General features: G+C 73.1%; 14 protein-coding genes. 8 read left to right on the top strand and 6 right to left on the bottom strand.

Annotated features, from left to right (window positions below):
• Positions 1 to 380 precede the first annotated feature (380 nt).
• Positions 381 to 1409 (top strand): DNA polymerase III subunit delta, encoded by a 1029-nt coding sequence (gene holA, locus ROT00_RS05945; protein ID WP_404773136.1) that lies wholly within the window; start codon positions 381 to 383, stop codon positions 1407 to 1409.
• A gap of 481 nt (positions 1410 to 1890) precedes the next feature.
• Here the strand turns inward: holA and rpsT are convergent, their stop codons facing one another.
• From rpsT to ROT00_RS05965, 4 genes are all read right to left on the bottom strand, one after another.
• Complete coding sequence (rpsT, locus tag ROT00_RS05950; RefSeq protein ID WP_189086488.1) at positions 1891 to 2151, bottom strand: 30S ribosomal protein S20; 261 nt, start codon at positions 2149 to 2151, stop codon at positions 1891 to 1893.
• Positions 2152 to 2428: 277 nt separating this feature from the next.
• On the bottom strand, positions 2429 to 3322 hold the full coding sequence (locus tag ROT00_RS05955; protein WP_404773138.1) for an alpha/beta fold hydrolase: 894 nt from the start codon (positions 3320 to 3322) through the stop codon (positions 2429 to 2431).
• 2 nt (positions 3323 to 3324) lie between these two features.
• Entirely contained in the window at positions 3325 to 3948 is a 624-nt protein-coding gene (locus tag ROT00_RS05960) for a response regulator (protein WP_404773139.1), read from the bottom strand.
• Positions 3945 to 5159 carry a sensor histidine kinase gene (locus ROT00_RS05965; RefSeq protein WP_404773141.1) on the bottom strand — a complete coding sequence of 405 codons (1215 nt, stop codon included), beginning with the start codon at positions 5157 to 5159 and terminating at the stop codon, positions 3945 to 3947. The genes ROT00_RS05960 and ROT00_RS05965 overlap by 4 nt, the downstream gene beginning before the upstream one ends.
• A gap of 80 nt (positions 5160 to 5239) precedes the next feature.
• On the opposite strand from ROT00_RS05965, the gene lepA reads away from it, so the two are divergent.
• Genes lepA through hemW form a run of 3 tightly spaced genes read left to right on the top strand, consistent with a single transcriptional unit; the run spans position 5240 to position 8999 of the window.
• On the top strand, positions 5240 to 7117 hold the full coding sequence (gene lepA, locus ROT00_RS05970; protein WP_404773143.1) for a translation elongation factor 4: 1878 nt from the start codon (positions 5240 to 5242) through the stop codon (positions 7115 to 7117).
• Positions 7118 to 7127: 10 nt separating this feature from the next.
• Positions 7128 to 7772, top strand: a complete 645-nt coding sequence (locus ROT00_RS05975) for a DUF1990 family protein (RefSeq protein WP_404773145.1) — start codon at positions 7128 to 7130, stop codon at positions 7770 to 7772.
• Between the two features lie 3 nt (positions 7773 to 7775).
• Positions 7776 to 8999: a radical SAM family heme chaperone HemW gene (hemW, locus tag ROT00_RS05980; RefSeq protein WP_404773146.1), complete on the top strand. Its 1224-nt coding sequence runs from the start codon at positions 7776 to 7778 to the stop codon at positions 8997 to 8999.
• Between the two features lie 148 nt (positions 9000 to 9147).
• Here the strand turns inward: hemW and ROT00_RS05985 are convergent, their stop codons facing one another.
• On the bottom strand, positions 9148 to 9567 hold the full coding sequence (locus tag ROT00_RS05985; protein WP_404773147.1) for a DUF4870 domain-containing protein: 420 nt from the start codon (positions 9565 to 9567) through the stop codon (positions 9148 to 9150).
• Positions 9568 to 9711: 144 nt separating this feature from the next.
• Complete coding sequence (locus tag ROT00_RS05990; RefSeq protein WP_251204650.1) at positions 9712 to 10119, bottom strand: DUF4870 domain-containing protein; 408 nt, start codon at positions 10117 to 10119, stop codon at positions 9712 to 9714.
• Positions 10120 to 10301: 182 nt separating this feature from the next.
• Between ROT00_RS05990 and hrcA the strand changes: the two genes are divergently transcribed.
• The 4 genes from hrcA to ROT00_RS06010 are packed head-to-tail and all read left to right on the top strand — an operon-like array spanning position 10302 to position 13605.
• On the top strand, positions 10302 to 11327 hold the full coding sequence (hrcA, locus tag ROT00_RS05995) for a heat-inducible transcriptional repressor HrcA (protein ID WP_404773149.1): 1026 nt from the start codon (positions 10302 to 10304) through the stop codon (positions 11325 to 11327).
• Positions 11328 to 11384: 57 nt separating this feature from the next.
• Positions 11385 to 12485: a molecular chaperone DnaJ gene (gene dnaJ / locus ROT00_RS06000; protein WP_404773151.1), complete on the top strand. Its 1101-nt coding sequence runs from the start codon at positions 11385 to 11387 to the stop codon at positions 12483 to 12485.
• A 1-nt stretch (position 12486) separates the two neighbouring features.
• Positions 12487 to 13221 (top strand): 16S rRNA (uracil(1498)-N(3))-methyltransferase, encoded by a 735-nt coding sequence (locus ROT00_RS06005; RefSeq protein ID WP_404773153.1) that lies wholly within the window; start codon positions 12487 to 12489, stop codon positions 13219 to 13221.
• 24 nt (positions 13222 to 13245) lie between these two features.
• Positions 13246 to 13605 (top strand): histidine triad nucleotide-binding protein, encoded by a 360-nt coding sequence (locus ROT00_RS06010; protein ID WP_404773154.1) that lies wholly within the window; start codon positions 13246 to 13248, stop codon positions 13603 to 13605.
• Positions 13606 to 13609 lie beyond the last annotated feature (4 nt).

Raw genomic sequence — 13609 nt, forward strand, 5'->3', positions numbered from 1 at the left:
GCACCATGGCTCTGCCGACCAGCACGACGGCCTGTACGAGCGGATCGGTGCCGCGGTCGGCCTCATCGGCGTCGGCGCGGACAACGGCTACGGACACCCCACCGCGAGTCTGCTCGAACTGCTCGAGCGGCAGGGCGCGCGCGTGGCCCGCACCGATCTCATGGGGACGGTGTTCCTCGCAGCCGACGACGGGGCGCTCCGGCTCTGGGGCGAGCGCGGCGCCGGGGCCCTGGCCGATGGGGCGCTGCCGATGGTGGCGGGCGAGGTGCCACCTCGGATGAGCGTCACCGGCCGTTCGGCATCGGTGACGGCGGGTCGCCGTAGACTCCGGCCTAGACTTGGAGGTCGAGCCGGCGCATCCCGCCGGGCAGGAGGAGACTGTGGCGGCACGCACCGCGGCACGCGCCGCACCGAAGGCGAAGGCGGCCATCCCGCAGCTCGCGTGGAACGCCGTCCGGCCCGCGCCGGTCGTCCTCGTCGCCGGTCCGGAGGACGTGCTCGCCGAGCGCGCCATCGGCATGCTGCGCGACTTCCTCCGCGCCGAGGATCCGGCGCTCGAGGTGAGCGACCTCGAGGCCGATGCGTATCGGCGCGGCGAGCTGCTGACCCTCGCGAGCCCGTCGCTCTTCGGCGAGCCGCGCCTCATCCGCGTGAGCGGGGTCGAGAAGGCCAGCGACGACTTCCTCCTCGACGCGCTCGACTACCTCGAGCAGACCGCGGAGTCGACGACCCTCGTGCTCCGCCATCGCAGCGGCCAGCGCGGCAAGAAGCTCCTCGACGCCATCCGGGCCGGATCCGGCGGTGGCATCGAGATCGTCTGCGCGGAGCTGAAGAAGGACGCCGAGAAGCAGGATTTCGCTGCGACGGAGTTCCGCACCGCCGGGCGCAAGGTGAGCCCGACGGCGCTCCGGGCGCTCGTCGCCGCCTTCAGTGACGACCTTGCCGAGCTCTCGGCGGCGTGCCGCCAGTTGATGGCGGACTCCCCGGGTGACATCGACGAGAAGCTCGTCGCCAAGTACTACGGCGGCCGGGTCGAGACGACCGCGTTCACTGTCGCCGACGCCGCCCTCGCCGGTCGTCACGGCGAAGCGCTGATCGCGCTCAGGCACGCGCTCGACAGCGGGGCCGACCCGGTGCCGATCGTCGCCGCGTTCGCGATGAAGGTGCGCACGATGGCGAAGGTGTCCGGCGCGCGCGGCGGCGGCGCGCAGCTCGCCTCCTCCCTCGGCATGGCGCCGTGGCAGGTCGATCGTGCGCGTCGCGACCTCGCCGGCTGGGACGACGCCGGCCTCGCCCGCACCATCGAGGCCCTGGCGGCGACCGACGCCGCCGTGAAGGGCGCCGAGCGCGATCCGGTGTTCGCGCTCGAGCGACTCATCGGCATCATCGCCGCGCGCGGCCGGGCCTGAGCCGAGGGGTCGCCCAGCGCGCATCATCGACGCCGGCTCCGGCCCGGCGCCCGGCTCCGCCCCCGCTGCCGCTGCTCCTCGTCGCCCCCGCGCCCCAGCCCGCCCCCGCGCCTGCCTCCGCACGCCGGTCGGCCCCCGCGCCTGCCGCCTCCGTCTCCGTCTCCGCCTCCGTCTCCGCCTCCGGCGGCCACTCGCGCCACCCGCAGCGCTGCGAGGTGCACGACGAATGGAGCGGCGCGCCGCCGCAGACGTGCGCGCCCCGCGATTCGTCGTGCACCTCGCAGAGCGGGGCGCGGGCGGGAGCGGCAAGGCGCGGCGCGGGCGGGGATGGCAAGGCGCGGCGCGGGAGGGCCGGCCGGGGCCGGGCGAGTGTGGGCTGGGCAGGCGCGGGCGGGCGGGCGGGGTGGGACGTAGTGCGGGGGCGGGGCTGGGAACGACGAAGGCCCCGCCGGAGCGGGGCCTTCGAGGAAACTGCTGCGACTCAGAGCGCGGCGGCCTGCTTCGCGATCGCCGACTTGCGGTTCGCGGCCTGGTTCTTGTGGATGACGCCCTTGGAGACGGCCTTGTCCAGCTTGCGGTTCGCGACGCGAACGGCGGCGGTCGCCTTGTCCTTGTCGCCACCGGCGATCGCCTCGCGCGCAGCGCGGACGACGGTCTTGAGCTCGCTCTTGACGGCCTTGTTGCGCTCCTCGGCCTTGCGGTTGGTGCGGATGCGCTTGATCTGCGACTTGATGTTTGCCACGTGGATTCTTTCGTTGTCGTGCGGTACGGGATGTGCCGCGAACGGTAGAGGGGCCGCCGCGACGTTTCGTGCGGGGTGGGACCCACACGCAAGCCAACAGGCAACGATACCAGTTCCACCCTGGCGGTACCAAAGCGGCCGGACGGGTGTCGAGGTCCCGTACGGCGCGGATCAGAGGCAGGCACAGGGTCAGGGGCCGGCGCGGATCGGGGGCCGGCGCAGGGTCAGCGGCCGGCGCACGGTCAGCGGCCGGCGCGGATCGGAGGCCGGTGCAGGGTCAGCGGCCGCTGCGATCGGATCGCGGCGAGCGCGGGCGCACGGCCGCGCGCCGTTCGAGCTCGGCGACGGCGTCGAGCACGACCGCGGTGAACGCCTCGGGTCGGCTGAGGCTCACGAGATGCGTGGCCCCCGGCACGACGACGAGTCGGCCGTCGGCCACCGCGCCGGCGAGACGGCGCTCCTCCAGCCGGAAGTGGTCGAGCCGCCCGTTCACGAGCCACACCGGACAGCGCACGGCGCGGAGGGATGCCTCGAGGTCGATCGTGCCGACAGCGGTGAGCGCCGGCCGCATGACGTCGAGCGCGACCCCGCCGGCGACGACGTCGCGCGCCGCGGCGGGGGAGAGCATGAGGCGCACGAAGCCGTCGTTGAGCCGGCGTCCGCGGTCGGGAAGTCGGCCGATCGCGTCGGCGAGCGCGAGGTAGCCGCGGAGGCCGACGCCGCGGGGCCGCGTGCCGCAGGACGCCGCCACGAGCCCGTCGAGCAGCACCGGGTGCCGGGCCGCGGCCTCGACCGCGAGGTAGCCGCCGAGGCTCAGGCCGACGAGGAGCCGCGGGGTGGGGCTTCTGGGCGCGGCTGGTCCGTCGCCGCCGCCCGGTGTCGCGTCCCCGTCCGAGGTCGTGTCGCCGCGGAGCGAGTCCGGCCGGAGCGCGTCCGCGCGGTGCGAGTCCGGGCGGAGCGGGCCTGCGTCGAGCGAGTCCGGCCGGAGCGCGTCCGCGATCGTGCCGATCGCGGCATCGAGCGTGAACGGCTCCCCGATCCGGCTGCCGTGCCCGGGCAGGTCCACGGCGACGGCCTCGACGTCGTGGCGCGCGAGCGCGTCGAGCTGCGCGCGCCACATCGTCGCCGAGGTGCGGATGCCGTGCACGAGCACGACGCGCGCGCGAGCCATGGTCACCCCGCCCGGATCGCGCCGAGCTCGCGGGCGCGGGCGACCGCCGCGGTGCGTGAGCCGACGCCGAGCTTCGTGAAGATGTGCACGAGGTGGCTCTTCACCGTCGCCTCGCTGAGGAAGAGGGCGCGACCGATGTCGCGGTTCGAGCGCCCTTCGGCGACGAGCGTGAGCACCTCCGCCTCGCGTGCGGTCAGGCGCTGCTCGGCACCCTCCGCGGCGGCGAGCCGCGATGAGACGGCCGGTGCGAGCGCCGCTTCGCCGGCCGCCGCGAGACGGACCGCGGCGAGCAGCTCCTCGGGCGGGGCATCCTTCAGCAGATAGCCGCTCGCGCCCGCCTCGATGGCGCCGAGGATGTCTGCGTCCGTGTCGTAGTTCGTCAGCACGAGCACGCGCGGAGCGTCGGGGAGCGCACGGATGCGGCGGGTCGCTTCGGCGCCCTGGAGTTCGCCGGGGAACTGCAGGTCCATCAGCACCAGGTCGACCCCGCCCGCCTCGGCGAGGCGGACCGCCTCGGCCGCGGTCCCAGCCTCCGCGACGACGCCGAGCTCGGGATCGGCCTCGAGCATCGCGCGGATGCCGGCCCGCACCACGGGGTGGTCGTCGGCGAGCATCAGTCGGATCATGCCGTCACCACCGGGATGCGCACGACCACGGCGGTGCCTTCGCCGGGCGCGGACTCGACATCGGCGGTGCCGCCGAGCCGCTCGGCGCGGCGCCGGATCGCGGGCAGCCCGAATCCGTCTCCCGCGCCGACCTTGCGCGGATCGAAGCCGACGCCGTCGTCGACGACGTCGAGCGCGACCTCGTCGCCGAGGAAGCTCAGGGTGAGCTCCGCGTGCGCGGCGTTCGCGTGGGCGACGACGTTCGCGAGGGAGCCCTGCGCGATCCGGAGCAGCGTCGCCTCGACGGCCATCGGCAGCGGGCCGGCCTCACCGCTCGTCGTGAAGCTCGCCCGGAGCGGGGAGCCCGACTGGCTCGCCTGCGCGTTCGCGGCGTCGACGAGGCGCTGCAGGGCGGCGGGCAGCCCGCGGCCGTCGAGCGGGGCCGGGGTGAGCTCCCGGATGAACCGGCGCGTCTCGCGCAGGTTCTCCGCGGCGGTCTCCCGGGCGAGCTCGAGCCGCTCCCGGGTGCGCTCATCCTGCACGTCGCGCTCGGCCGCGTGGAGCAGCATCTGGATGCTCGACAGTCCCTGCGCGACGGTGTCGTGGATCTCGCGGGCGAGCCGTTCGCGCTCCGCCTTCGTGCCGGCCTCGCGGCTCGCCGCGGCGAGCTCCTCGCGGGTGGCCATGAGGTCGAGGATCAGGGCCTGGCGCTCCCGGGTCTCCTGCGCCATCGCCCGGTAGCCGAGGCCGATGACGATCGCGACGCCGGCGCTGATGAACGGGCCGAGCACGCTGCCGGGCTCGAAGCCGAGGTGCATCGTGGTGCTCGCGACCGAGATGGCGAAGGTGACGACGACGAGCGGGACGGCGATGGATGCCGCGAGCACGTGCAGCTCGAGGAAGAAGAGCGGGAACGCGAGGAAGGCCGCGTCGGGCGTCAGCACGCTGAGCGCGGCCCAGAGCGAGAGCAGGCCGATGAGCCAGAGCACGCGCGCCCAGACCGGCAGATGGCGGTGCGCGGCGGCGACGCCGGCCCCGTACCAGGCCAGGAAGACGATCGCGAGCACCGTCACCGGCACCTCGAGGCCGTCGTCGGCGAGCAGGGCGCGGACGACGACGAAGAGTGCGAGGCCCACGACGAGCACGTGCAGCCCCGCGCGGAGCGCGATGAAGACCGGGCGCAGCGCGGAGGGCTGCACCCGCTCGTCGGCGGGGGCTTCGAGGACGGCCATGATGCGCCTCAGCGTAGCCCCGGCGGCCTGACCGGGGCATCCGTCGAAAGTCGCACCCGAAGTCATGGGAGAATCGACCGATGTCTCCGAGAGCTGTGAACCCGCCGGTGCCTGCTGCCACCGACCCTGCGCTGATCCGCAATTTCTGCATCATCGCGCACATCGACCACGGCAAGTCGACCCTCGCCGACCGGATGCTGCAGATCACTGGGATCGTCTCCGACCGCGACATGCGGGCGCAGTACCTCGATCGGATGGACATCGAGCGCGAGCGCGGCATCACGATCAAGAGCCAGGCGGTGCGGATGCCGTGGGCCGTGGCCGACGACTCGGGACGCGACGTGGCCTACGCGCTCAACATGATCGACACGCCCGGTCACGTCGACTTCAGCTACGAGGTCTCCCGCTCGCTCGCGGCCTGCGAGGGCGCCATCCTGCTCGTCGACGCCGCGCAGGGCATCGAGGCGCAGACGCTCGCGAACCTGTACCTCGCTCTCGAGAACGACCTCGAGATCATCCCCGTGCTGAACAAGATCGACCTGCCCGCCGCGGAGCCGGAGAAGTACGCGCGCGAGCTCGCCGAGCTCATCGGCGGCTCGCCGGAGGACGTGCTGAAGGTCTCGGGCAAGACCGGCCTCGGCGTCGAGGCGCTCCTCGACCGGGTCGTCGAGCGCATCCCCGCCCCCGTCGGCGACGCCGACGCCCCGCCCCGCGCGATGATCTTCGACTCGGTCTACGACAGCTACCGCGGCGTCGTCACCTACGTGCGCATGGTCGACGGCCAGTTGAACCCGCGCGAGCGCATCCAGATGATGTCGACGAAGGCGACCCACGAGATCCTCGAGATCGGCGTGAGCGCGCCCGAGCCGACGCCCACGAAGGGGCTCGGCGTCGGGGAGGTCGGCTACCTCATCACCGGCGTGAAGGACGTGCGCCAGTCGAAGGTCGGCGACACCGTCACCACGGCGGTGAAGCCCGCGGGCGAGCCGCTCGCCGGCTACACCGAACCGCTGCCGATGGTCTTCTCGGGCCTGTACCCGATCGACGGCAGCGACTACCCGGAGCTCCGTGAGGCGCTCGACAAGCTGAAGCTGTCGGATGCCGCGCTCGTCTACGAGCCCGAGACCTCCGTCGCCCTCGGCTTCGGCTTCCGCGCCGGCTTCCTCGGACTCCTGCACCTGGAGATCGTGACCGAGCGGCTGCAGCGCGAGTTCGGGCTCGACATCATCGCGACGGCCCCGTCGGTGGTCTACGAGGTGACCACGGAAGACAAGAAGACCGTCACCGTGACGAACCCGAGCGAGTTCCCGACGGGCGGCAAGATCGCCGAGGTGCGCGAGCCGATGGTGCGCGCCGCGATCCTCGCGCCGAAGGACTACGTCGGCACGATCATGGAGCTCTGCCAGTCCCGCCGCGGCACGCTGCTCGGCATGGAGTACCTCGGCGAGGACCGGGTCGAGATCCGCTACAACATCCCGCTCGGCGAGATCGTGTTCGACTTCTTCGACCAGCTGAAGTCGAAGACCGCGGGCTACGCCTCGCTCGACTACGAGCCGTCCGGCGACCAGGCCGCCGACCTCGTGAAGGTCGACATCCTGCTGCAGGGCGAGCAGGTCGACGCGTTCAGCGCCATCGTGCACCGCGACAAGGCCTACGCCTACGGCGTGCTGATGACGGGGCGGCTCCGCGAGCTCATCCCGCGCCAGCAGTTCGAGGTGCCGATCCAGGCCGCGATCGGCGCCCGCATCATCGCCCGCGAGTCCATCCGCGCGATGCGCAAGGACGTGCTCGCGAAGTGCTACGGCGGCGACATCAGCCGCAAGCGGAAGCTCCTCGAGAAGCAGAAGGAGGGCAAGAAGCGCATGAAGATGGTCGGGCGCGTCGAGGTCCCCCAGGAGGCGTTCATCGCCGCGCTCTCGGGAGACACCGAGTCCGCCAAGGACGGAAAGAAGAAGTAGGGAGCGCGTCATGAAGCGACGGAGCTCGTTCACCGACCAGTCGGTGACGTACGGGGCGATCGGGGCCACGCAGGCGCCCGATCTGCTCCGCTACCCGCCGGAGGGCTACCGCCCGGCGGAGGACAGCGTCAAGATCGGCTCCGGCCGGGAGCGGTTCGAGAAGGCCGCCGAGGAGCTCATGACCTGGGGCGTGCAGCGCGGCGCGGGCTTCGAGGTGCTCGACGTGACCGCGGGCACCGGCACCCAGTACACGGGCATCGCCTACGACGCCGAGGGTGCTCCCGCGGCGGGCGCGCAGCCGCACACGGAGCAGCGCTTCGCCGCGGACGGCACTCCGTACCTCGCCGCGGGGATGACGGCGACGCTGCGCTCGCAGCGCCGGTTCGGTCATCACGACACGCACGTGCTCGTCGTGTACGTCATCGACGAGCCCGATCGCATCGGCTTCGCCTACGGCACGACGGCCGACGGCGAGGAGAGCGGCGAGGAGTCGTTCGTGCTCGAGCGCCGCGACGACGACAGCGTCTGGCTCGTCATCCGATCGGTGCTGCAGACCGCGGGCGGCGCGCGCGCCGTCGTCGCTCCGGCCGTCCGCCGTCGGCGGCGGGAGCTCACCCAGCGGGAGCTGCGCGCGCTGCATCCCGCCTTCGTCTGAGCCGTGGGCGGACCGCTCCCGCTCGGCGACCCCGCGCCCGCCGACGGCCTGCTGCCCGGCCACGCCGCCGAGGGCGCCGCCGAGCGCGCGCTCGGCCTCTACGTGCATGTGCCGTTCTGCCGCGTCCGCTGCGGATACTGCGACTTCAACACCTACACCGCAAGCGAGCTGCGCGGCGCCCGGCAGGCGGACTACGCCGAGCAGGCGATCGGCGAGCTCCGCTTCGGGGCGCGTGCGCTCGAGGCATCCGGTCTGCCGTCGCGGCCGCTCCGCACCGTGTTCTTCGGCGGCGGGACGCCGACGCTGCTGCCGGCCGCGCAGCTCGTCGAGATGCTGGATGCCGCGCGCGAGACCTTCGGGATCGAGGACGGCGCCGAGGTGACGAGCGAGGCGAACCCGGACTCGGTCGACGCCGGCTACCTCGCCGAGCTGCGTGACGGCGGGTTCACCCGGGTCTCCTTCGGCATGCAGTCGGCGGTGCCGAGCGTGCTCGCGACGCTCGACCGCACGCACGACCCGGCCCGGGTGCCGCTCGTCGTCGGGTGGGCCCGCGAGGCCGGACTCGACGTGAGCCTCGACCTCATCTACTCGACGCCGGGGGAGCGGCTGGACGACTGGCGCACGAGCCTCGAGGCGGCGATCGCCGCGGCCCCCGATCACCTGAGCGCGTACTCGCTCATCGTCGAGGACGGCACGAAGCTCGCCCGGCAGGTGCGGCGGGGCGAGCTGGCGGCGCCGGACGATGATCTCGCGGCCGACATGTACGAGCTCGCCGACGAGCTGCTCGAGGCCGCCGGCTACGGCTGGTACGAGGTGAGCAACTGGGCGCGCGGCGACGAGCACCGCTCCCGGCACAACCTCGGCTACTGGCGCGGCGACGACTGGTGGGGCGTCGGGCCCGGGGCGCACAGCCACGTGGGCGGGGTGCGCTGGTGGAATGCGAAGCATCCCGCGGCCTACGCCGATCGGATCGCGGCGGGCGTCTCGCCGGCCGTCGGACGCGAGACCCTCGACGCCCCGACGCGGGAGACGGAGCGGGTGCTCCTCGGCACCCGCATCCGGGAGGGCCTCGAGATCGCCTCCCTCGGCGAGTCCGGGCGCCGCGCGGTCGCCGGGCTCATCGCCGACGAACTCGTCGATCCGCGCGCGGCGCTCGCCGGGCGGCTCACCCTGACCCGTCGCGGGCGCCTGCTCGCCGACGCCGTCGTCCGCCGCCTCCTCGACTGAGGTCGCGCGGGAAGACTGCGGCCGCGCCGGAACGCCGGAAGTCTGCGTCGCGCCGGAAGACTGCGGCTCGCCGGAGGATCGCGGCGCTGCCGAAACGGCGAATCGCCCGCCTCCGCTGGGGAGACGGGCGATTCCGCGGAGCCTCGGCTCAGCTGACGAACTTGATCGTCAGCGGGTAGCTGTACGGCTGCCCCTGGTTCGCCTTGATCGCGGCGATGATGCTGAACACGATCACCACGACGGCGACCGCGGCGAGCACGAAGAAGCCGATGATGACGATCGAGAGCACGCCGCCGACCACGCTCGCGATGAGCATCGTGATCTGGAAGTTCAGCGCCGTGGCGGTGTGCGCGCGCACGAACGGGCCCTTGTCCTTCAGCAGCAGGTAGCCGAGCAGCGCCGGGATGAAGCCGAAGAAGATGCCGCCGATGTGCACGAGCGTCGCCCAGAGCTTCTCGTCGGCCGGGCTGAGCGGCTGCGTCTGCTGGTAGGGGTTGCCGGGCGGCGGGGCCGGCGGTCCGGGGGGAGGCGGCGTCGGCGGGGTCGGCGGGGTGGGCACGTCGGTCATGGGTTGCCTCCTCGGCTGCACCGCCGGGGCGGTGGATGGTCGGATCGCTTCCATGCTGGCAGAAACGGCGCGCCGGGCGGTAGGTCCGTCCGGCGCGCCGTCTGCGCACGGACCGCGGCGGGCGCGGTCGGTGCGGCCTCGTGCCTACTTGATGAGCCGGAGGGCGAAGGGGTAGCGGTAGTGCTGGCCGTCCTTCACGCGGAGGAAGGCGATGATCGAGAAGACGATGGAGATGACCCACACGGCGAGCGAGATGAGGCCGCCGATGAGGATGATCGAGAGCACGGCGCCGATGACGTAGCCGATGAGCATCGTGATCTGGAAGTTCAGCGCCTCCTTCGCCTCGACGTTCGTGAACTGGCCGCGGTCCTTGAACACCAGCCAGATGATGAGCGAGGGCAGGAAGCCGAGGATGCCGCCGAGGTGGGCGAAGGAGGCCCACTGGATGTCCTGGTCCTGCGGGAGCGGCCCGGCGGTGGCGGCCGGCTGCGGCGGGACGGGCTGCTGGGGCGGCACGTTCGGGTCGGGCGTCTGTGCGTTGGGGTCGGTCATGGCGTTTGCCTTTCGGGGCTGGGGATCGGCCGCGGCTCGTGCAGACCCGTTCGGGGGACGGCTCGCGGACTCGGGATCACCGTAGCGCCGCGCGTGGGGCGTCGCAATGCCCGAGGCGCAGGATGTCGCGGTAGGATTGGCACTCCGAGAAGACGAGTGCCAATCGACGGGAGGTGGGGCAGATGGTCTCCGATCGAGGACTCGCCGTGCTCCGTGCGATCGTGCAGGACTACGTCGCCTCCCGCGAGCCCGTCGGGTCGAAGACGATCGTCGAGCGACACGCCTTCGGCGTCTCCGCCGCGACCATCCGCAACGACATGGCGCTGCTCGAGGAGGAGGAGCTGATCGCGGCACCGCACACCTCCTCTGGGCGCATCCCCACCGACAAGGGCTACCGCGTCTTCGTCGACCAGCTGAGCGAGCTGCGCCCGCTGAGCCAGGCCCAGCGGCACGCCATCGAGACCTTCCTCGGGGAGTCGAGCGACCTCGACGAGCTCCTCGCCCGCACCGTCCGGCTCATCGCCCAGCTCACGAACCAGCTCGCGGTCGTCCAGTACCCGAGCTTCGCGAGCTCGCGGGTGCGGCACGTCGAGCTCGTCTCGCTCGCGCCGGAGCGCGTGCTCTGCATCCTGATCACCGATTCCGGCCAGGTGGAGCAGCGCGTCGCCGAGCTCGTCTCGCCGGTGGACGACGAGACGCTCGCCGCGCTCCGCACCCGCTTCAACGAGCTCGCCGCGGGGCGGACGCTCGCCGAGGCCGCGCAGGCGCTGTCCGGGGAGGTCCCCGAGCTCGACCCGCGCCACGCCGAGGTGCTGCACACCCTCGCCACGACGCTCGCCGAGCAGGCGCGCGTGCAGCGCGGCGACCGCCTCGTCGTCGCGGGAGCTGCGAACCTCGTCCGCACCGAGCAGGACTTCGCCGGGTCGATCCTCGGCGTCATCGAGGCCATCGAGGAGCAGGTCGTGCTGCTGAAGCTCTTCGGCGAGATGGCGGCCGACCACCAGCACGGCGTCGCCGTCAGCATCGGCCGCGAGAACGCGCCGTTCGGGCTCGGCGAGACCTCGGTCGTCGCGAGCTCCTTCGCCGTGGCCGGGCGCGACCTGTCGCGGCTCGGGGTCGTCGGTCCGACCCGGATGGACTACACCACGAGCATGGCGGCGGTGCGCGCGGTCGCCCGCTACCTCTCCCGAGCGCTCGGCGAGCACTGACCCGCCGCCCTCATCGACCCGCCGGCCCCCGGCACCCATCGAAAGGAACCGCCCTCCGTGGCAGACCACTACGAGGTCCTCGGCGTCTCCCGCGACGCCACCCCTGACGAGATCAAGAAGGCGTACCGACGGCTCGCCCGCGAGCTGCACCCCGACGTGAACCCCGGGGCCGAGGCGTCCGAGCGCTTCAAGGAGGTGACGCACGCCTACGACGTGCTGTCCGACCCCAAGCAGCGCCAGCAGTACGACCTCGGCGGTCAGGGCGGCTTCGGCGGCCAGGCCGGATTCGGCGGGTTCGGCGACATCTTCGAGACCTTCTTCGGCGGCGGTCAGCAGAGCCGGGGGCCGCGCTCCCGGCGCGAGCGCGGGCAGGATGCGCTCATCCGGGTCGAGCTCGGCCTCGAGGAGGTCATCTTCGGCACGCACCGCGAGCTCGAGGTCGACACGGCCGTCGTCTGCGAGACCTGCCAGGGCAGCTGCTGCGCGCCGGGGACCTCGCCCGTCACGTGCGACATCTGCCACGGCACCGGGCAGATCCAGCGCACGGTGCGCTCGCTCCTCGGCAACGTCGTGACCGCGAGCCCCTGCGGCTCGTGCCGCGGCTACGGCACGATCATCGCCACGCCCTGCGTGAGCTGCCAGGGCCAGGGCCGGGTCCGGGCGCGCCGCACGGTGCCGGTCGACATCCCCGCCGGCGTCGACACCGGGCTCCGCCTGCAGATGCCGGGCTCGGGCGAGGCCGGCCCCGCCGGCGGCCCGAACGGCGACCTCTACCTCGAGATGAAGGTGAAGACGCACGACGTGTTCAGCCGTGACGGCGACGACCTGCTCTGCACCCTCGAGGTCGCGATGACCGACGCGATCCTCGGCACGAGCACGACGGTCCACGCCCTCGACGGCGACGTCGAGCTCGAGCTGAAGCCCGGGCTGCAGTCGGGCGAGGTGCTCACCGTGAAGGACCGCGGCGTCACGCGGCTCCGTGGCAACGGGCGCGGCGACCTGCGGATCGGCGTGCACGTGCTCACCCCGACGAAGCTCTCCGGCAAGGAGCGCGAGCTCGTCGAGAAGCTCGCGGGCTCCCGCAAGCAGAAGGAGCCGGAGCTCGCGCACTTCCAGCAGGGGCTCTTCGCGAAGCTCCGCGACCGGTTCCTCGGCTGAGATGGCGAGCCTCTACCTCGACGAGGGCGCCGACTTCGGCTCGGTCGCCCCGGGCGATGTGGTGCGGCTGACGGGCCCGGAGGCTCGGCACGCGCTGCAGGTCGCCCGGGTGCGCGTCGGCGAGCGGATCGCCGTCGGCGACGGGCGGGGCACGGTCGTGCGCGGCGAGGTCGTCGCGAGCGAGTCCGGCGAGCTCACCGTCGAGGCGGCGGAGGTCTCGTTCGAGGAGCCGCCGCGGCCCGCCCTGGTGCTGGTGCAGGCGCTCGCGAAGGGCGATCGCGACGAACTCGCCGTGCAGGCCGCGACCGAGCTCGGCGTCGATCGCATCGTGCCGTGGGCCGCCGCCCGCTCCGTGTCCCGATGGGACGGACCCAAGGCCGAGAAGGGGCGGCAGCGGTGGGCGACGATCGCCCGGGAGGCGAGCAAGCAGTCCATCCGCTCGCGCGTGCCGGCCGTCGAGGCGGCGACCCCGACGGCGGGGCTCGCCGGGCTCCTCGCGGGGGCGCGTCTCCTCGTGCTCGAGCCGAGTGCCGAGGCGCGCCTGACGGAGCTCGAGCTCGACGAGCGCGAGCTCGCGCTCCTCGTCGGGCCCGAGGGCGGCGTCGCGCCCGAGGAGCTCGCCCGGCTCACCGCGGCGGGCGCGGAGCCGGTGCGGCTCGGGCCGAACGTGCTGCGCACCTCCACGGCCGGCCCCGCGGCGATCGCGCTGCTCAGCGCACGACTCGGGCGGTGGTGAGTCATCCGTCGCTACGATGGACCCATGACCGCCCAGGCCGCCGACCCCACCGTCTTCGAGCGCATCGCCGCCCGTGAGATCCCCGCGACGATCGTCGCCGAGACCGATCGGGTCATCGCGTTCCGGGACATCGCACCGCAGGCGCCCGTCCACGTCGTCGTAACCCCGAAGCGGGGCGACTACCGCGACGTCACCGAACTGGCCGCGGGCGACCCCGCACTCCTCGCCGAGCTCGTCGAGGTCGCGCACGGTGTCGCGGAGGAGCTCGCCGACGGCCAGTTCCGACTCATCTTCAACACCGGTGCGGGCGCGGGCCAGACCGTGTTCCACGTGCACGCGCACGTCCTCGCCGGAGGCCTCGAGGAGCGCACGCTTGCCGGCTGAGCCG

Source organism: Agromyces mediolanus (assembly GCF_044917495.1).
In the GTDB taxonomy this organism is placed as follows: domain Bacteria; phylum Actinomycetota; class Actinomycetes; order Actinomycetales; family Microbacteriaceae; genus Agromyces; species Agromyces mediolanus_B.